The 18,249-nt window shown below is 69.6% G+C and carries 14 protein-coding genes; 10 read left to right on the top strand and 4 right to left on the bottom strand.

What is annotated here, in order from left to right; genetic code table 11:
- The first annotated feature begins 14 nt into the window (after positions 1-14).
- A complete protein-coding gene (locus ACWGSM_RS07430; RefSeq protein WP_452322284.1) occupies positions 15-1,370 on the top strand; it encodes an MFS transporter in 1,356 nt (451 codons plus the stop codon).
- A complete protein-coding gene (locus ACWGSM_RS07435; RefSeq protein ID WP_452322285.1) occupies positions 1,367-2,812 on the top strand; it encodes a pyridoxal phosphate-dependent decarboxylase family protein in 1,446 nt (481 codons plus the stop codon). The genes ACWGSM_RS07430 and ACWGSM_RS07435 overlap by 4 nt, the downstream gene beginning before the upstream one ends.
- A gap of 242 nt (positions 2,813-3,054) precedes the next feature.
- Here the strand turns inward: ACWGSM_RS07435 and ACWGSM_RS07440 are convergent, their stop codons facing one another.
- Complete coding sequence (locus ACWGSM_RS07440) at positions 3,055-3,900, bottom strand: endonuclease domain-containing protein (protein WP_452322286.1); 846 nt, start codon at positions 3,898-3,900, stop codon at positions 3,055-3,057.
- A gap of 320 nt (positions 3,901-4,220) precedes the next feature.
- On the opposite strand from ACWGSM_RS07440, the gene ACWGSM_RS07445 reads away from it, so the two are divergent.
- From ACWGSM_RS07445 to guaA, 5 genes are all read left to right on the top strand, one after another.
- Positions 4,221-5,339, top strand: a complete 1,119-nt coding sequence (locus ACWGSM_RS07445) for a GuaB3 family IMP dehydrogenase-related protein (RefSeq protein ID WP_452322324.1) — start codon at positions 4,221-4,223, stop codon at positions 5,337-5,339.
- Positions 5,336-6,139 (top strand): SURF1 family protein, encoded by an 804-nt coding sequence (locus ACWGSM_RS07450; protein WP_452322287.1) that lies wholly within the window; start codon positions 5,336-5,338, stop codon positions 6,137-6,139. Before ACWGSM_RS07445 ends, ACWGSM_RS07450 begins: the two co-directional genes overlap by 4 nt.
- 158 nt (positions 6,140-6,297) lie before the next feature.
- Positions 6,298-10,911 (top strand): ExeM/NucH family extracellular endonuclease, encoded by a 4,614-nt coding sequence (locus tag ACWGSM_RS07455; protein WP_452322288.1) that lies wholly within the window; start codon positions 6,298-6,300, stop codon positions 10,909-10,911.
- A gap of 80 nt (positions 10,912-10,991) precedes the next feature.
- Entirely contained in the window at positions 10,992-11,474 is a 483-nt protein-coding gene (locus tag ACWGSM_RS07460) for a DUF3817 domain-containing protein (RefSeq protein ID WP_452322289.1), read from the top strand.
- Positions 11,471-13,057 carry a glutamine-hydrolyzing GMP synthase gene (guaA, locus tag ACWGSM_RS07465; protein WP_452322290.1) on the top strand — a complete coding sequence of 529 codons (1,587 nt, stop codon included), beginning with the start codon at positions 11,471-11,473 and terminating at the stop codon, positions 13,055-13,057. Before ACWGSM_RS07460 ends, guaA begins: the two co-directional genes overlap by 4 nt.
- A gap of 300 nt (positions 13,058-13,357) precedes the next feature.
- On the opposite strand, the gene ACWGSM_RS07470 is transcribed toward guaA, so the two are convergent.
- Together ACWGSM_RS07470 and ACWGSM_RS07475 are read right to left on the bottom strand one after the other, a co-directional pair.
- Positions 13,358-13,630 (bottom strand): GlsB/YeaQ/YmgE family stress response membrane protein, encoded by a 273-nt coding sequence (locus tag ACWGSM_RS07470; RefSeq protein WP_452322291.1) that lies wholly within the window; start codon positions 13,628-13,630, stop codon positions 13,358-13,360.
- 174 nt (positions 13,631-13,804) lie between these two features.
- On the bottom strand, positions 13,805-14,737 hold the full coding sequence (locus ACWGSM_RS07475) for a Bax inhibitor-1/YccA family protein (RefSeq protein WP_452322325.1): 933 nt from the start codon (positions 14,735-14,737) through the stop codon (positions 13,805-13,807).
- A gap of 87 nt (positions 14,738-14,824) precedes the next feature.
- Here ACWGSM_RS07475 and ACWGSM_RS07480 point away from each other — a divergent pair, with 87 nt between their 5' ends.
- Positions 14,825-15,826 carry a glycerophosphodiester phosphodiesterase family protein gene (locus tag ACWGSM_RS07480; protein ID WP_452322292.1) on the top strand — a complete coding sequence of 334 codons (1,002 nt, stop codon included), beginning with the start codon at positions 14,825-14,827 and terminating at the stop codon, positions 15,824-15,826.
- Here the strand turns inward: ACWGSM_RS07480 and ACWGSM_RS07485 are convergent.
- Entirely contained in the window at positions 15,816-16,208 is a 393-nt protein-coding gene (locus ACWGSM_RS07485; RefSeq protein WP_452322293.1) for a YccF domain-containing protein, read from the bottom strand. The two genes, ACWGSM_RS07480 and ACWGSM_RS07485, sit on opposite strands and share 11 nt — an antisense overlap.
- A 50-nt stretch (positions 16,209-16,258) precedes the next feature.
- On the opposite strand from ACWGSM_RS07485, the gene ACWGSM_RS07490 reads away from it, so the two are divergent.
- Both ACWGSM_RS07490 and ACWGSM_RS07495 read left to right on the top strand, forming a co-directional pair.
- On the top strand, positions 16,259-17,224 hold the full coding sequence (locus tag ACWGSM_RS07490) for an ABC transporter ATP-binding protein (RefSeq protein ID WP_452322294.1): 966 nt from the start codon (positions 16,259-16,261) through the stop codon (positions 17,222-17,224).
- Positions 17,221-18,240: an ABC transporter permease gene (locus tag ACWGSM_RS07495; RefSeq protein ID WP_452322295.1), complete on the top strand. Its 1,020-nt coding sequence runs from the start codon at positions 17,221-17,223 to the stop codon at positions 18,238-18,240. The genes ACWGSM_RS07490 and ACWGSM_RS07495 overlap by 4 nt, the downstream gene beginning before the upstream one ends.
- The last annotated feature ends 9 nt before the right edge of the window (positions 18,241-18,249 follow it).

Below are 18,249 nucleotides of genomic sequence, written 5' to 3' on the forward strand. Positions count from 1 at the left end.
CTAGAGTGAGCCGCATGCGCTCAGCGTCGAACACGCTCACTCGCGGCCAGATCACCCGCTACTCCGCCGGCTCGCTCGGCACAGGGGGATTCGCCACGCTGCCCGGACTCGTGCTGGTCTACTACCTCACCGACTCGCTGGGCGTGACGGCGCTCGCCGCCGGAGCGATCGTCACCGGTGCCAAAGTGTGGGACGTGCTGATCGACCCGGTGATCGGCGGACTCAGCGACACGGCGCTGGCCCGGACGGGATCGCGTCGCGGGCTCATGCTGATCGGCTCGATCGGGCTGCCGGTCGCGTTCGTGCTGACCTTCGCCGTGCCCGCGGGAATCGGTCCGGTGGCATCGGCCATCTGGGTGCTCGTCGCGTTCATGCTCGCAGCGACATGCTTCAGCCTCTTCCAGGTGCCATACATCGCGCTGCCCGCCGAGCTGACCGACGACTATCGCGAGCGCACGCGACTGCTCACCTGGCGCGTGGTCGTGCTGACCGTGGCGATCCTGCTGTTCGGCGCGGGCGGGCCCGAGATCCGCGGCATGTTCGACGACGACCCGCTGCTCGGCTACCTCGTGATGGCGGCGGTGGCCGCCGTACTGCTCGGCGTAGGGCTGTTCGTCGCCTCGACCGTCGCCCCCACTCGTCCGATGCTGCCGGTGCGCCCCGGCGCGTCGGTCGCGACGCACTACCGCGACGGGATCGACGCGCTGCGCGAGAGTCAGCCGTTCCGCGTGCTGCTCGGCACCTTCATGCTGCAGGGGCTCGCGACGGGGCTCATGCTCGCCGCGGCTCAGTTCGTGGCGCGCTGGGTGCTGGGCGACGAGGGCGCGGTGACACCGCTGTTCGTCGCGCTGATCGCTCCGGCCCTGCTGATGGCCCCGGTGTGGAAGCTCGTCGCCGACCGCGTCGGCAAGGAGCGCGGGTTCCGGGTCGCGAGCTCGATGTTCCTCGCCGCCACGGCGGTGCTCGGGCTGATGGTCTGGATGCCCGGATGGTGGATCCTCGCGCCGGTCGCTCTCGCCGGCGCGGCGTACGCCGGCATGCAGACCCTGCCGATGGCGATGCTGCCCGACGTCATCGCGCACGATCGCACGGCCGGCGGTCGCGACAATCGCTCCGGGGTGTTCAGCGGCGTGTGGACGGCGGGTGAGACGACGGGCATGGCGCTCGGCGCGACCGTGCTGTCGATCGTCCTCGCGGTGACCGGATACATCGAGACCACGGCCACGGTGGAGGTCGCGCAGCCGGACGCCGCCGTGACCGGGATCGCCGTGGCGTTCAGCCTGCTGCCCGCGGCGCTCATGCTGCTCAGTCTCGTCGCCCTCGCCCGCTACCGGCTGCGGGAGCACGACATCGTCGGGACGTCTGCGTGAGCGACATCCTCGATCGGCTGCGCCGGATGCGCGCCGGCGACGCGCCCACGCACGGCGGCCGCGTGCTGTCGTACGTGTACGACTCAGGCCTCGGCGAACTCGATGAACTGGCCGATGCCGCCGCCCGTCTCGCGCGACCGCTGAACGGACTCGACCCCACGGTGTTCCCCTCGATCGCGGCCATGGAGCGCGACGTGATCGGCTTCACCCGCCGGATGCTGCACGGCGACCGATCCGTCGTCGGCACCGTCACCAGCGGCGGAACGGAGAGCTGCCTGCTCGCCGTGAAGACGGCACGCGACCTGTGGCGACGCGCTCATGCCGGGTCGGTCGGCCGTCCGCGGCTCGTGGCTCCGGCCACCGCGCACGCCGCGTTCATCAAGGCGGCGCAGCTGTTCGATCTCGAGTTCGACGCGGTGCCGTGCTCGCCGGACGGCGTGGTCGCGGCATCCGACCTGATCGACCGTCTCGACGACGATGTCGCCCTCGTCGTCGTGTCGGCGCCGTCGTACCCCACCGGCATGCTCGATCCGATCGCGGAGGTCGCAGCCGCGGCATCCGCTCGGGGCATCTCGTGCCATGTCGACTCGTGCTTCGGCGGATTCGTGCTGCCGTGGTGGCCGGGCCTTACGGCGTGGGACTTCCGGGTGCACGGGGTCACGAGCATCTCGGCCGATCTGCACAAGTTCGGCTACGCACCCAAGGGCGTGTCGGTGCTGCTGCAGCGCGGTCGGCGCCGCCACCGCGCGCAGTTCTTCGCCACGACCGGCTGGGCGGGCTATCCGGTCGTGAACCCGACTCTGCTCGGTTCACGTTCGGCGTCCCCGCTCGCGGCGGCATGGGCGATCACCCAGCATCTCGGAGACGACGGGTACCGGCGCCTCACGGGCTCGATCCACCGGCTCGCGCTCGCCGTCACGGCCGCGGTCGACGGCATCCCGGGTCTGCGGGTGATCGGCGACCCGATCGGGCCGGCGATCGCACTCGGCTCGGACGACGGGGTGCCCGAAGCCGAGCGGGTCGACCCGCACCGAGTCGCCGACGCGATGGTGGGGCACGGATGGAAGATCCAGCCGCAGCCGGGACTCGTGCAGACGGACGGGGTGCGCATCGCGCACAGCGCGCACCTCACTCTCACGCCGGTGCTCGAGCCGCAGGTGCGCGAGTTCACGCGCGCACTCGTGGAAGCCGCGGCCGAGGTGCGCGGCCGGCCCGCCGCCGATCCGAGGATGATGCTGGCGGCGCTGCGCGTGCTGGGGTACGGCGAAGGTGGGCGCGTTCCCGGACCTGCTGCGGCGTGGCGGCTGCTGCGGCTCGCGGGCGCGGGGTCGGTGTCGGCGGATCGGCCGATGGCGATGCTCATGGCGCTGGTCGAGCGGGCGCCACGACCCGTGGCCGAGGCGCTGCTGACCGAGCTGCTCGCGCGCCTGTCCGAGCCGTGAGGTGGGTGCCTGTCGCTGGGGGACGACCGGGCCGGCCTCGGCGCGCTGGCTGGCCACGCTGCGGAGGTAGGCGACCGCGCGCAGGTAGGCGAATATCCGCTGAATCGGCCTACGTCGGTGTGTTCGCCTGCGTTGGATGCCCTGGATGCCCTGGATGCGCCGGATGCGCCGGATGCGCTGGAGGCGCCGGATGCGCGGGATGCGCTGGATGCCGGATGCGCTGGAGGCGCCAGAGGGGTCGCTCAGCGACGGGATGCGAGATGCAGACCCTGCGCGATCGCATTCATGAGCGTTTCCATCACGTATCGCGCGTCGAACATGATCTGCTGGTAGTCGAATCGGAGCACGGTGTAGCCCAGCAGCGCGAGCCGGGCATCCTGGCGCAGATCGCGCCGCCTGTCCTTGGCCTTGCTGTGGAACTCGAAGCCGTCGAGCTGCACGACGAGTCGCTCGCCGATCAGGGCATCCACCGGATGTCCGTCGATGACGACCTGCTGGCGCACCTCGACGCCGCAGGTCAGCGCGATCCGCACGAACGTCGTCTCGACGCCCGAGTCCGACAGCGCGCCGACCATCTCGAGCACCTGCGCCGGTCGCAGGGCTCCCCACTGCGTCCGCCGCAGCTGGGTGAGGGTCACCGATCCGGCTCTCAGCGCCGATTCCCACACCGTGGCCGCTTCGGCGGGGTCGAGGCATCTCGCGACGTGGAAGAGCACGTTCAGCAGCGGCTCCTCGGTGCTGAACCGCGCGACTGGCAACGGGCCCTGCGCCCAGTGCACCTGCAGGCCCTCGCGTGCGTGGCGGGATGCCGTCGGCGCGACGGCGACGTGAGTCTTCTCGGCAGCCGGAACCCAGAGTCCTTTCTCGCGCGCTGCAGTGACGCACGTGATCCGGCCACCGGCCCGCGCGGCCGCGCGGCGCTGCGGTGTGCAGTCGGCGCTGACCAGCCACGACCGGCGCACCCGTTCGAGGGTTCCCGCCTCGATCGTGGCGCGCACGGTCCAGGCGGAGTAGCCCGCCGCGCGCACCTCCGAGCTGTGCGCGACGCCATGCCGCTGTTCCATCCACGTCAGCAGAGGAGTTCTCATGACGTATGACCCTGCCCGCCTCGGGCATCCGACGGCCCCGGAAAGGCCGAATGTGGACGGAATGCGCGTACGCGGCTGTTGTGCAGGAAGAGTGGGCCCCCGGTGCACTCGGCCGAGGTAGGTGAACACCCCGGCGCAGGTGGATGAGCCCTCCCTGCGACCGACCTCCGCGTGTTCGCCTACCTCCGGCGGGCGGCGGGCGGCGGGCGGCGGGCGGCGGGCGGCGGGCGGCGAGAGGCGGGCGGCGGTCGCGGCGGGCCCGGCACACGTCGGCCCACACCGGGCCACCCTGGTGCCACCGGTAGGCTGGACGGGTGAGCATGGACATCGAGATCGGCCGAGGCAAGCGCGCGCGCCGCGCGTACACGTTCGACGACATCGCGGTGGTCCCATCGCGACGCACCCGCAACCCCTCCGACGTCTCGACCGCGTGGACGATCGACGCGTTCTCGTTCGACATCCCCGTGCTCGGCGCCCCGATGGACTCCGTCGTCAGCCCGGCGACCGCCATCGCGCTCGGCAGGCTCGGCGGCCTCGGCGTGCTCGACCTCGAAGGTCTGTGGACCCGCTACGACGACCCGCAGCCGCTGCTCGACGAGATCGCCGCCCTTCCGGCCGAGACCGCGACCGTGCGCATGCAGCAGCTGTACTCCGAGCCGATCAAGCCCGAGCTCGTCAAGCAGCGCCTCGCCGAGATCCGCGAGGCGGGCGTCACCGTCGCGGGCTCGCTCACCCCGCAGCGCACCCAGGAGCTGTACGAGACCGTCGTCGCCGCCGGCGTCGACCTGTTCGTCATCCGCGGCACGACCGTCTCGGCCGAGCACGTCTCCAGCGCCGTCGAGCCGCTGAACCTGAAGAAGTTCATCTACGACCTCGACGTGCCGGTCATCGTCGGCGGCGCCTCCACCTACACCGCGGCCCTGCACCTCATGCGCACCGGCGCCGCGGGCGTGCTCGTCGGCTTCGGCGGGGGAGCGGCGTCGACCACGCGCGTGACCCTGGGCATCCACGCCCCGATGGCGACCGCCGTGTCGGACGTCGCCGCAGCCCGCCGCGACTACCTCGACGAGTCGGGCGGGCGGTACGTGCACGTCATCGCCGACGGCGGCGTCGGCACGTCAGGCGACATGGTCAAGGCGCTCGCGATGGGAGCGGATGCCGTGATGCTCGGTGTCGCGCTTTCGCGCGCGACGGATGCCCCTGGACAGGGCTTCCATTGGGGCGCCGAGGCGCACCACCCCGAACTCCCCCGCGGGCGTCGCGTCGCCGTCGACCGCGTCGCCGACCTCGAGCGGATCCTGTTCGGCCCGGCCCCGGTCGCCGACGGGACCGCCAACCTCATCGGCGCACTGCGCAAGTCGATGGCGACCACCGGGTACTCCGACCTGAAGGAGTTCCAGCGCGTCGAGGTCGTGCTCGCGCCGTACGAGCTGGGATGACCGAGCAGCAGTCCGCCGCGGCGCAGGAGTTCCCGCCCACGCTGCGCGAGGTGATGCTGCGGGGGCGCTGGATCGGCGTGCTCCTGCTCTGCCTGGTGATCGCCGGTGTCTTCGCCTGGCTCGGACAGTGGCAGCTTGCTCGCGCGATCGACACCGATCCGCCGCCCCCCGGTGCGACCGAGCAGGTGCGCCCGCTGAGCGACGTGATCGAACCGGGCCAGTACCTGCCCGAACCGCTCGGCGGACAGAAGGTCACCACGAGCGGCGAGTGGATCGCCGAGGACTTCATCGTGATCTCGTCCCGGTTCAACGGCGACGACGAAGAGGGGTACTGGGTCACCGGTCAGCTGCGGGTGACCGAGCGCACGTCGCTCGCCGTCGCGCTCGGCTGGGCGCCGACCCGCGAGCGGGCGGTTGCCGCTGCCGACGCCCTCGCACGGCAGGATGCCGCCGAGGTCGAGCTCACGGGGCGGCTGATCGACGATGAGGGTGTCGAGCTGCCGCCTGCCGACGACATCCACGCACTGACGCGGATGTCTCCCGCGGCGCTTCTCGGCCAGTGGCACGATGTCGACCGGCTCGACGTGTACCGCCCGTACCTGGCATCCCTCACCGCTCCCGCCGGACTCGTCGACATCGACTCCCCGGCCCCCGAGGAGAAGTCGCCGGTCAACTGGCTGAACGTCTTCTACGCGGCCGAGTGGGCGATCTTCGCCGGCTTCGCCTTCTACCTCTGGTACCGCCTGGCGAAGGATGCCTGGGAGCGCGAGGTCGAGGCCTTCGAGGACGCGCGGGCCTGAGGCGACGGAGCGGTGACCATCCGACGACGCTCGGGTGAATCCTCTTGCCGGATGTCGCACGTGCGGCCTATGGTCGCATTCATGCGCGAGCACTGGCTCGCGCGTCTGACGGCCGATCCACAAGATGTCAGGCCAACCCAGAATGAGGAGACGCATTCATGATGCACACCCCTGCCGATCGGAACGCCGCTGTTCCGGTCGCCCACAAGAGGAAGCGGGGGCGCATCGCCGCGCTCGCTCTGACCACGGCGTTCACGATGAGCATGGGCACGCTCATCGCCGCGCCGGCCTTCGCGAACACCGCCGGCACCGGCGTGGTCATCAACGAGGCCTACCTGTCCGGCGGCAGCGCCGGCGCCGCGTTCAAGAACAAGTTCATCGAGCTGTACAACCCCACCGACAAGGATGTCGTCCTCGACGGGATGTCGCTGCAGTACCGGTCCGCGACCGGCAGCGGTGCGTCGAACAGCGTCGTGGCGCTCACCGGCGCCATCAAGGCCGGCGGATACTTCCTGGTGCAGGCGCCCGGCAACGGCACGACCCCAGCCGGGGCTGCACTGCCGACACCCGACCAGAGCACCACATCGCTGAACCCGAGCGGAACCACCGGCACGATCGCCCTCGTGCAGGGCGCCTCGGCCGTGACCCTGCCTGTCGGCAACGCCGCCGGCGCGCAGGGTATCGTCGATCTGCTCGGCTACGGCTCCTCGAACACGTTCGAGGGCACGGCCGCCGGTGCGCCGGCCGGCAACACCGACGTGAAGTCGCTGAACCGGGCCGATGGCAAGGACACCGACGACAACAGGGCCGACTTCGCGCTCTCCGCGGCGATCACGCCCACGGGCTCCGGCGGAAGCACCGATCCCGACCCCGAACCGGAGCCCGGTCAGAAGGTCGCCATCGCTGACGTGCAGGGCACCGAGGACGTCTCCCCGTACCAGGGCAAGACCGTCACCGTCGAGGGAGTCATCACCGCAGACCACCGCACCGGCGGCTACAAGGGCATCGTCGTCCAGACCGCAGGATCGGGCGGAGCGGACGACAAGACGCCGAACGCATCCGACGGCATCTTCGTCTTCCTCGACGGCAAGACCGTTCCCGGTGCGATCGGCGACCTCGTTTCGGTCACCGGCGTCGTCGACGAGTACTTCGGGCAGACGCAGATCGCTCCCGCGTCGGCATCCGGCGTCTCCGTGGTGACCGCGGGAGTCGGCGTGCCCGCTCTCACACCGCTGCCCACGAGCGTCGTCGGCACGGCGCGCGAGGCGTACGAGAACATGCTCGTGCTGCCCACCGGCGACTACCTCGTCGCCTCCAGCCACCAGCTGTTCAACTTCGGCACGCTCTGGCTGAACCCCGGCGAGCTCAACGTCAAGGGCACCGAGCTGAAGCGCCCCGGTCAGGAGGCGGATGCCGTCGCCGCGTCGAACCGCGCCGACCGGATCCTGCTCGATGACGGATTCAACATCCAGGTGACCAACAAGGACCACCTGAACGACCAGCCGTACTTCACGAAGGACACCGTCGTGCGAAACGGCGACGCGGTCGACTTCGGCGGCAAGGGCCTCGTGCTGCAGTACGGCTTCGACGACTGGCGTCTGCAGCCGGTCACACCGCTCGACAGCGCATCGCCGGCGGCCGAGAAGTTCGGCTTCACCACGAAGAACCCGCGCCCCGAGGTGCCCTCCGTGGGCGGCGACGTGAAGATCGCGTCGTTCAACGTCTACAACTACTTCACCACGTTGGTCAGCGAGAACGCCGACGCTCGCGGGGCGAAGACCGCGGCGGAGTTCGCGATCCAGAAGTCGAAGATCGTGTCGGCCATCAACAAGCTGGATGCCGATGTCGTATCGCTCATGGAGATCGAGAACTCGGTGAAGCTGGGCAAGCCGGCCGACACCGCACTCGCCGACCTCGTCGACGGGCTGAACGCCGAAGCAGGCAACGGCGTGTGGGCGTACGTGCCCACGCCGAAGTCGCTGCAGAACGCGTCGACCACCGACTTCATCACGAACGCGATCATCTACAAGGCGAAAGAGGTGAAGACGGTCGGCGATGCGCAGACCATCGACGACGAGACGGTGTGGGGCAACGCCCGCGAGCCGATCGCTCAGGCCTTCGACGCCGACGGCCGCACGGTCACCGTGGTCGCCAACCACTTCAAGTCGAAGTCGGGCAGCGGCACGCAGCCGGCCGACGGACAGGGATTCTTCAACGCCGACCGGGTGAAGCAGGCGCAGTCGCTGCTCGCCTTCACCGACGGGCTGAAGAGCGCCCACGGCGACGACATGCTGCTGATCGGCGACTTCAACGCCTACGGCCACGAGGACCCGATCGACGTGTTCACGTCGAAGGGCTGGGTCGACACGGTGCCCGCGCATTCGCCGGGCCGCTACACCTACACGTTCGACGGCGAGCTGGGCTCGCTCGACCACGTGATCGCCTCGCCGTCGCTGGCCCGCTCGATCACCGGTGCGGATGCGTGGACGATCAACTCGCCAGAGTGGAGCGACCGCGGCTACGCGTTCGGCGCCACCGAGACCGGCACCCCGTACCGCTCGAGCGACCACGACCCGATTCTCGTCGGCGTCTCGGCGACAGAGCCTCCGGTGAGCATCGACATCGCCACGATCAACGACTTCCACGGTCGCATCGAGGCAGACGGCAAGGCGGCCGGCGCAGCGGTGCTGGCAGGTGCGGTGAAGGCGGTGCGCGATGCCAACCCGAACACCATCTTCGCCGCGGCCGGCGACCTGATCGGCGCGTCGACGTTCACCTCGTTCATCCAGGACGACAACCCGACCATCGACGCCCTCAACGCCGCCGGTCTCGAGGTGAGCGCCGCGGGCAATCACGAGTTCGACCAGGGCTGGGCCGACCTGCGCGACCGCGTGCAGCCGCGTGCCGACTGGGAGTACATCTCGTCGAACGTGTTCCTCAAGGGCACCGATGAGACCGCCCTCGCCCCGTCGTGGGTGAAGGAGGTCGACGGCGTGCGCGTCGGCTTCGTCGGGGCCGTGACCGAAGAGCTCGACTCGCTCGTGTCGCCGGCCGGGATCGCCGACCTCGACGTGCGCGACATCGTCGACTCGGTGAACACTGCAGCGGCGAATCTCCGCGACGGCGACGCCGTCAACGGCGAGGCCGACGTGATCATCCTGCTCGTGCACGAGGGCGCGACCACCGTCTCCGTCGACAGCATCACTCCCGACTCGGCACTGGGCAAGATCGTCTACGGCGTCGGCGACGACGTGAACGCGATCGTCTCGGCGCACACCCACCTCGCCTACAACCACGTCATCGACGGCCGCCCGGTCGTCTCGGCGGGCCAGTACGGCGAGAACATGGGCGTGATGAACCTGAAGGTCGACCCGAAGAAGAACGAGCTCATCTCGATCACCAACGAGATCCGTCCGCTGGCGGGCAACTACCAGCCGGTCGCCGAGGTGCAGGCCATCGTCGACGCCGCCAAGAAGGAGGCCGACGTGCTCGGCGCCATCAAGGTGGGCGACATCACGGCGGACTTCAACCGCGCTCGACAGGCGGACGGCAGCGAGAACCGCGGTGGCGAGTCGACGATCGGCAACTTCGTCGCCGACGTGCAGAAGTGGGCCACCGGTGCCGACCTGGCGCTGATGAACCCGGGCGGCATCCGCGCCAACCTCACCTACGCCTCGTCGAACGCGAACGATCCCGACGGCAACGTCACCTACCGTGAGGCGGCGACGGTGCAGCCGTTCGCCAACACTCTCGTCACCACCCAGCTCACCGGTGCGCAGCTCAAGGCGGTGCTCGAAGAGCAGTGGCAGCCGGCGGGTGCGAGCCGTCCGTTCCTCAAGCTCGGCGTCTCGGAGGGGCTGTCGTACACGTACGATCCCACCGCGGCGCAGGGCGCGCGGATCACCTCGATCACGTTGAACGGAGCGGCTGTCGACCCGGCCGCCTCGTACACGGTCGCCGCCAACTCGTTCCTCGCCGCCGGTGGAGACAACTTCGCCACTCTGGCGAAGGGCACGAGCCCCAAGGACACCGGCAAGATCGACCTGCAGTCGATGGTCGACTGGTTCGACGCCAACAAGACGGCGAGCCCCGACCTCGATCAGCGCGCCGTGGGCGCCTCGATCACGCCTGCGCCGGGCGCGGAGGGACACACGGCGGGCGACGTGGTGACGGTGTCGCTCTCGTCGCTCGCGTTCAGCGCTGGGGAGCAGGTGCCCACGACGGTCGAGCTGTCGCTCGGCGGCGTCTCGGTGGGATCGGCCGCGGTCGACTCGACCATCGTGAGCACCACTGACGAGACCGGCCGGGCGAGCATCGCGTTCACGGTCCCTGTGGGGTCGGCGGGCCAGCCGCTCGTCGCGACCCCGAACGTCGGCGCACCGGTGACGCTGCCGTTCACGGTGGCGGCCGACGAGCCCGAGCCGGGACCGTTCGAGGGCACCATCCAGACGGGTTCGTCGAAGGTCAGTGCCGGCGGCACCCTTGCGGTGACGGGCGAGCGCTTCACCCCCGGTGAGACCGTGACCGTCGAGCTGCGACCCAAGAAGGGGCAGGCCGTGCAGGTCGGTACCGTGCAGGTCGCAGACGACGGAACGTTCTCCACGACCGTGCGGGTGCCGAAGAGCATCCAGCCGGGCAAGTACACGCTGGTCGTGATGCAGGCAGACGGCGACGCGGCCACCGCCACGGTGCACGTCAACCGCGCCGGCGGTCTTGGCGGCATCATCCAGCAGATCTTCGACTGGATCTGGGGCCTGATCACCGGCTGGTGAGCACGACTCTGACAGCGGAGGCCGTCGGGCATGAGTCCGGCGGCCTTCGCCGTATCGGCGCGGCGGCTAGAATGTAGGGCATGCCCGAGCCCAGAGTCGCCAGCTTCCCGGCGATCCGCGGAGCACTGAAGTTCTACCAGATCGCCTCGATCATCACCGGCGTCATGCTGCTGCTGCTCGTGACCGAGATGGTGCTGAAGTACACGCCGATCCACCTCGAACTCTTCCTCGGCGGATCCGGTGGTCCGCTCTGGTTCGCCGACGTCGTCGAGACCGCCCACGGGCTCGAGTCGACCGGCGACGGATTCAACGTGTCTCAGGGCATCCTCATCGCGCACGGCTGGTTCTACGTCGTCTACCTGTTCGCCTGCTTCCGGATGTGGAGCATGATGCGCTGGCCGTTCGTGCGCTTCATCCTGCTCGCCCTCGGTGGCGTCATCCCCCTGCTGTCGTTCTTCATGGAGGTGCGCGTCGCGCGCGACGTGAAGGCCTATCTCGCCCAGCGCGAGGCCGCGGACCCCGCCGCGACGCCTGCGCCCACCACCACGGAAGGTGTCCGTTGACCGAGCAGACCGAGACCCAGCAGCGCCCCGCGCTGGTCGTCGACTTCGGAGCGCAGTACGCGCAGCTGATCGCCCGCCGCGTCCGCGAAGCCGGCGTGTACAGCGAGATCGTGCCGCACACCGCCACCGCGGAGGAGATCGCGGCGAAGAACCCGGTCGCGCTCATCCTCTCGGGTGGGCCCTCATCGGTGTACGAAGACGGCGCTCCGCAGCTCGACCCGGCCGTGTTCGAGCTCGGCGTTCCGACGCTGGGCATCTGCTACGGGTTCCAGTACATGGCGCAGACGCTCGGCGGCGAGGTCGCGCACACGGGCCTGCGCGAGTACGGCGCGACCGACGCGCACATCCCCGCCACTGACAGCACGCTGCTCGCCGGTCAGCCCGCCGAGCAGAACGTGTGGATGAGCCACGGCGACCAGGTGTCACGCGCCCCCGAGGGCTTCGAGGTGCTCGCCACCACCGAGGCGACGAAGGTCGCCGCGTTCGCGAACGAGGAGCGCAAGTTCTACGGCGTGCAGTGGCACCCCGAGGTCAAGCACTCCGACCACGGTCAGGCCATCATCGAGAACTTCCTGCACCGCGGCGCGGGACTTCCCGCCGACTGGAACAGCGGCAACGTGATCGCCGAGCAGATCGAGCGCATCCGTGAACAGGTCGGCGACGCCCGCGTCATCTCGGCTCTCTCCGGCGGCGTCGACTCCGCCGTGTCGACCGCCCTCGTGCACAAGGCCATCGGCGACCAGCTCACCGCCGTCTTCGTCGACCACGGTCTGCTGCGCAAGGGCGAGCGCGAGCAGGTCGAGAAGGACTACGTCGAGTCCACCGGCGTGCGCCTGATCACCGTCGACGCCGTCGACACCTTCCTCGGTCACCTCGCCGGCGTCACCGACCCCGAGACCAAGCGCAAGATCATCGGCCGAGAGTTCATCCGCGCGTTCGAGCAGGTGCAGCGCGACCTCGTCGAAGAGGCGAAGGCCACCGGCGGAGCGCCGGTGAAGTTCCTCGTGCAGGGCACCCTGTACCCCGACGTCGTCGAGTCGGGCGGGGGAGCGGGCACCGCGAACATCAAGTCGCACCACAACGTGGGCGGCCTGCCCGACGACCTCGACTTCGAGCTCGTCGAGCCGCTGCGCGCACTGTTCAAGGACGAGGTCCGCGCGATCGGACGCGAGCTCGGCATCCCCGAGGCCATCGTCGGCCGCCAGCCGTTCCCGGGCCCCGGCCTCGGCATCCGGATCATCGGCGAAGTGACCCGCGAGCGTCTCGAGATCCTGCGCGACGCCGACGCGATCGCTCGTGAGGAGCTCACCAGGGCGGGCCTCGACCAGACCATCTGGCAGTGCCCGGTCGTGCTGCTCGCCGACGTGCGCTCGGTGGGCGTGCAGGGTGACGGCCGCACCTACGGCCACCCGATCGTGCTGCGTCCCGTCTCCAGCGAAGACGCGATGACCGCAGACTGGACCCGTCTGCCCTACGACGTGCTCGCGAAGATCTCGAACCGCATCACCAACGAGGTGCGCGAGGTCAACCGCGTCGTGCTCGACGTCACCTCGAAGCCGCCGGCGACCATCGAGTGGGAGTGAGAGAAGGGGCCGCGAGAGCGGCCCCTTCTTCGTCTCCCGTGCGCCCTGACGCGGACGCTCAGCCGAGGTGCTTCAGCGCCTCGCGTCGCGACAGCGCAGACAGCTCCGGATGCTGCGACACGAACCTCCTGACCTAGTCCGAGAGCGAGTGCGGGTCGGCGGTCGCACGAAGCGCCTCCCTGATCTGCTCGACGAGTGCCATCGGACAAGAATCTCAGAGAAAGCCCGGTCCGTCATCGATCGGTCCCCGCACAGGAAAGAGGCCGCTGCCCGAAGGCAGCGGCCTCTTCTCTGGGGAGGTCAGACGCGGCGACGATCTCCGCGGCCGACGATGAGGCCGTAGATCAGCAGCACGATGATCGAGCCGCCGATAGCCAGCAGCCAGCTGCCGAGGTCGAAGAAGCCCTCGACACCCTTGCCGAACAGCACGCTGCCCAGCCAGCCGCCGAGCAGTGCGCCGACGACTCCGAGGATGAGGGTGACGATCCAGCCGCCGCCCTGCTTGCCCGGAAGGATCAGCTTCGCGATCGCACCAGCGATGAGTCCGAGGAGGAGAAAGGCGAGGAAGCCCATGAGTGTCTCCGATCTGTGAGTGATACCCGGGGTTCCGGATTCCTCTAGCCTGCCCGATCGCTACGAATATGCGGCACACCCTTGTGCGCGATGCGCGAATGCGGTAAAAGTGCGCGCCAACGCGGAACGGGCCGCCCTCCGAAGAGGGCGGCCCGTTCGCGAAACACCTGCTGATCAGTCGTTTCCGCGCAGAATCGCGAGGATGCGCAGGATCTCGACGTACAGCCAGACGACGGTGACCATGATGCCGAACGCTCCAAGCCAGCCGTACTTGCGCGGTGCGCCGTTGCGGACGCCCTGCTGGATCTGGTCGAAGTCCATCACCAGCGAGTACGCGGCCATGAAGACGACCAGCACGCCGATGATGAGACCGAGCGGGATGCCGAAGATCTCTGCGCTGTAGAGGCCGAAGGCCTGGCCGGCGGGGAGAACGCCGGTCCACATGAGCACGAGGTTGAGCACCGAGAACACCAGGTAGCCGAGCATCGCGATCATGACGATCTTGGTCATCTTGGCGCTGGCGCGCACCTTGCCGCTGGCGAACAGCGCGAGGGTGACGCCGACGACGGCGATGGTCGCGAGGGTGGCCTGCATGACCACACCCGGCCAGATGATCTCGAAGTAGGCCGAGATGGCGCCGACGAACAGGCCCTCGAACGCCGCGTACGCCCAGATGAGGGCGGGGCGCACCTTCTTGCGGGAGGTGAACGTCACGACCATGGCGAGCACGAAGCCGCCCAGCGCGCCGACGATCCAGGGCGTCATGTCGGCATTGCCGCCGGAGTTGACGAAGCTCGTCGCGGTCCACACCCATCCGGCGACGGCGGTGACGAGCAGGATGGCGAAGAGTCCCGCGGTCTTCCAGACCGTGTCCTCGACCGTCATCCGGTCGGTCTCGAGGGCGCCGGCGGACGGCGAGGTGTACATGCCCTCCAGCTGCGCGTTGGCGGCGGCATCCATTCCGGCGTGCTGGAAGGATGCGGTTCCGGCGGCGGCGCCCGGCGCGGGCGGCGGCGTGTACGTCCCCTGAGACGAACCGGGATAGGACGCGACATTGCGCGGATCCTGCTGCTGGAACGCCGGGTTGTTGAATGCGAAGTTGCTCATGGTGGCCTCTGCTCCCGAGGGATCGGTCATCTCTTTCCTCAAAGATACTCGTGGCAACCTATGGAACGGGTGCTTTACGCTGTGAGCGTGCCCAGGAGAAGAACGCTCGTCATCGGGCATCGCGGAGCCCCCGGCTATCGCCCCGAGCACAGCCGATCGTCGTACGAACTCGCGCTGGCGATGGGGGTGGATGCCGTCGAGCCCGACGTCGTGGCGACGAAGGACGGCGTGCTCGTGCTGCGGCACGAGAACGAGATCTCGGGCACGACGGATGTCGCTGAGCACCCGGAGTTCGCCGACCGCCGCATGACGAAGCGGATCGACGGCGTCTCGCTCACCGGCTGGTTCACCGAGGACTTCACCTGGGCCGAGCTGTCGACTCTGCGCGCCCGTGAGCGGCTGCCGAAGATCCGCCGGTCGAGCGCCACATTCGACGACGGCCAGCCCATCCTGCGCCTGCCCGACCTGCTCGACCTCGTGCGCGCCGGGTCTGACGAGCACGGCCGCGAGATCGGCATCGTGCTCGAGATCAAGCACGCCACCTACTTCGAGAGCGTCGGGCTCGATCTCGCGCCGCTCATCGAGCGTGACCTGCGTGCGGGCGGCTGGGCGGACGGCGACCTGCCGCTGATCATCGAGTCGTTCGAATCGACCATCCTGCATCGGCTGCAGCAGACGGGCATCGCGGCATCCTTCGTCTACCTGATCGAGGCGGCGGGCGCGCCGTTCGATCTCGTCAGCGCCCTGGGCAGTGACGCGCCCGACTACGCGTCCGCCGTCACGCCCGGCGGTCTGGACCGGCTGGCGGGTGCGGTCGACGGCATCAGCGTCAGCAAGAGGATGCTGCTGGCGCCGGGGAACACGATCGTCGCCGACGCGCATGCGCGCGGCCTGCGGGTGTTCACCTGGACGTGCCGCCCCGAGAACGCGTTCCTCGACCCGCGGTTCCGCGTCGGCAAGGGCAAGTCGGCGTTCGGCGATTACGAGGCCGAGTGGCGCGAGATCGCCGACACCGGCGTCGACGGCGTTTTCGTCGACCACCCCGACCTGGGCGTCGCGTTCTTCGCCGAATCCGCGGTCAGCTCCTGAACGCGCCGCCGCGGCTGGGCACGATCTCCTTGCCGAGCGGCATGAGCGAGACGGGCACGAGCTTGAAGTCGGCGATGCCCATCGGGATGCCGATGATCGTGATGCACAGCGCGACGCCCGACAGGATGTGTCCGAGCGCGAGCCACCAGCCGGCGAGGACGACCCACACGATGTTGCCGAGGATCGACCCGAGACCGGCCTTGGAGTGATCGACCACCTGACGCCCGAACGGCCAGAGCGAGTATCCGGCGATGCGGAACGACGCGATCGCCCACGGGATGGTGATGATCGGGATGCACAGCAGGATGCCGGCCAGGATGTACCCCAGCCACAGCCAGAACCCGGCGAAGATGACCCAGATGATGTTGAGGATCGTGCGCATGGCCTGATTCTGTCACCTCTGCCCTGGGCTCGCTGCCCTAGGCTCGGGTCATGGTGGGAGTGGTCGCGCAGGGTGTCAAGCGGTCGTTCGGGTCGGTGGATGCTGTGGTGGATGCCACCTTCCACGCGCTACCCGGTCGCGTCACGGGGCTGGTCGGTCCGAACGGTGCGGGGAAGACGACGTTGCTTCTCATGCTCGCGTCGCTGCTCGCCCCGGATGCGGGGCGCATCAGCATCGACGGCGTGGATCCCGTCGCCGATCCGGCGGCGGTGCGGCGGATGCTGGGCTGGATGCCCGATACCCTCGGCGCCTGGCCGTCGCTGACGGCGCGGGAGAGCATCGTCACGACAGCACGGCTGCACGACATGCCGCCGGCGGATGCCCGATCGCGCGCCGACGAGCTGCTCGCGCTGGTGGGACTCGCCGACCACGCCGCGTCGCCCGCACGGGTGCTGTCCCGCGGGCAGAAGCAGAAGCTCGGCCTCGCCCGTGCTCTCGTGCATCGTCCGCGGGTGCTGCTGCTCGACGAGCCGGCATCCGGACTCGACCCCGAGGCGCGGGTGCAGCTGCGCATACTGCTGCGCGACCTCGCCGCGCAGGGGACGACCATCCTCATCTCCAGCCACGTGCTGTCCGAGCTCGAGGAGGTCGTCGACGACACCGTCTTCCTCGTCGCGGGCTCGGTCGTCGCCGCCGCGCCCGCTCCGGCCACGCGCACCTACCGGGTGCGGCTCGCGGCAGGTGACGCGCCGGTGGCGGTGGCTGATGCGCTCGGCGTGCCGCGCGAGCAGGTCGGCGCCGACCGCGGCGACGCCCTGCTCGTCGTGCCTGACGACGCGGCCGCCGTCGGTACGCTGCGCACCCTCGTGTCCGCCGGTCTGCCGGTTCTGGAGTACGGCCCCGCGCAGAGTGCCCTGGAGGCGTCGTTCCTCGCCCTCCGGCATCCGGGATCGCCGCCGGCGTCGACGCCTGCACCACCGCCGGCGGCGGCACCGCAGGAAGGAGCCGCGTCGTGAGTGCTTCACGCATCCTCACCATCGCCCGGCTCGAGCTGACGCAGCGGCTGCGCAGCGTGGGCTGGTACGTGCTGCTGGGCATCTTCGCCGTGCTGCTGCTGGGCATCACCGCCCTGTCGTTCCTGGTCTTCTCGAACAACGAGCTGCCCGGCGCGGGCGTCTTCTCGATCATCGTCAACTTCGTGCTGCTGCTCGTGGTGCTCGTGTCGCCGACGCTCAGCGGCAACGCGATCAACGGCGACCGCGACGCTGCGACCCTCGCGCCGATCCAGGTGACCGCCGCGACGACCGGCGACATCATGCTGGGCAAGCTGCTGGCCGCCGTCGCGACCGGGTGCGCGTTCCTGCTCATCGCCGTGCCGTTCCTCGCCGCCGGGCTGGTCGGCGGCGGCGTCTCGCCGGGGATGTTCTTCGTCTCGTTGCTCGTGCTGCTGGCCGAGACCACCGTGGTCGCCGCGATGGGGGTGGGACTCAGCGGGCTCATCGCGCGCCCGCTGTTCTCGATCGCCGCCACCTACCTCGTCGTCGCGGCGCTGGTGATCGGCACGCTCATCGCGTTCGGACTCGGCGGAGCGGCGCTGCGCACCGAGTACACGCAGCAGGAGCGCATGTGGGACGACTCGGGCGAGCCGATCTGCGACGAGTGGCAGGAGTACACCTATGAGCAGCCGCGGTTCGACCTGGTCTGGGGCTTCCTCGCGGCGAACCCGTTCGTCGTGCTGGCCGACGCCACGCCGACCCCGTTCGTCGACGGCTATCCGCAGGACCTGTTCGGGCAGGTCAAGTACGGCGTGCGGATGGCGCAGGTGCGACCCGAGCCGCAGGGCTGGGATCCGTGCGAGAGCGGCGGACCGGTGGGCTCACCGACCCCCGAGGAGCAGATGCGCGGCACGGTGCCGAGCTGGTTCGTCGGGCTCGGCATCCAGCTGGTGATCGCCGGAGGACTCTTCGCCGGCGCCTGGTCGCGCACGCGCACGCCCGCCCGACGGCTTCCTCCGGGAACACGCATCGCCTGAGGATCGGCG

This window comes from Microbacterium sp. NPDC055521 (assembly GCF_053619695.1).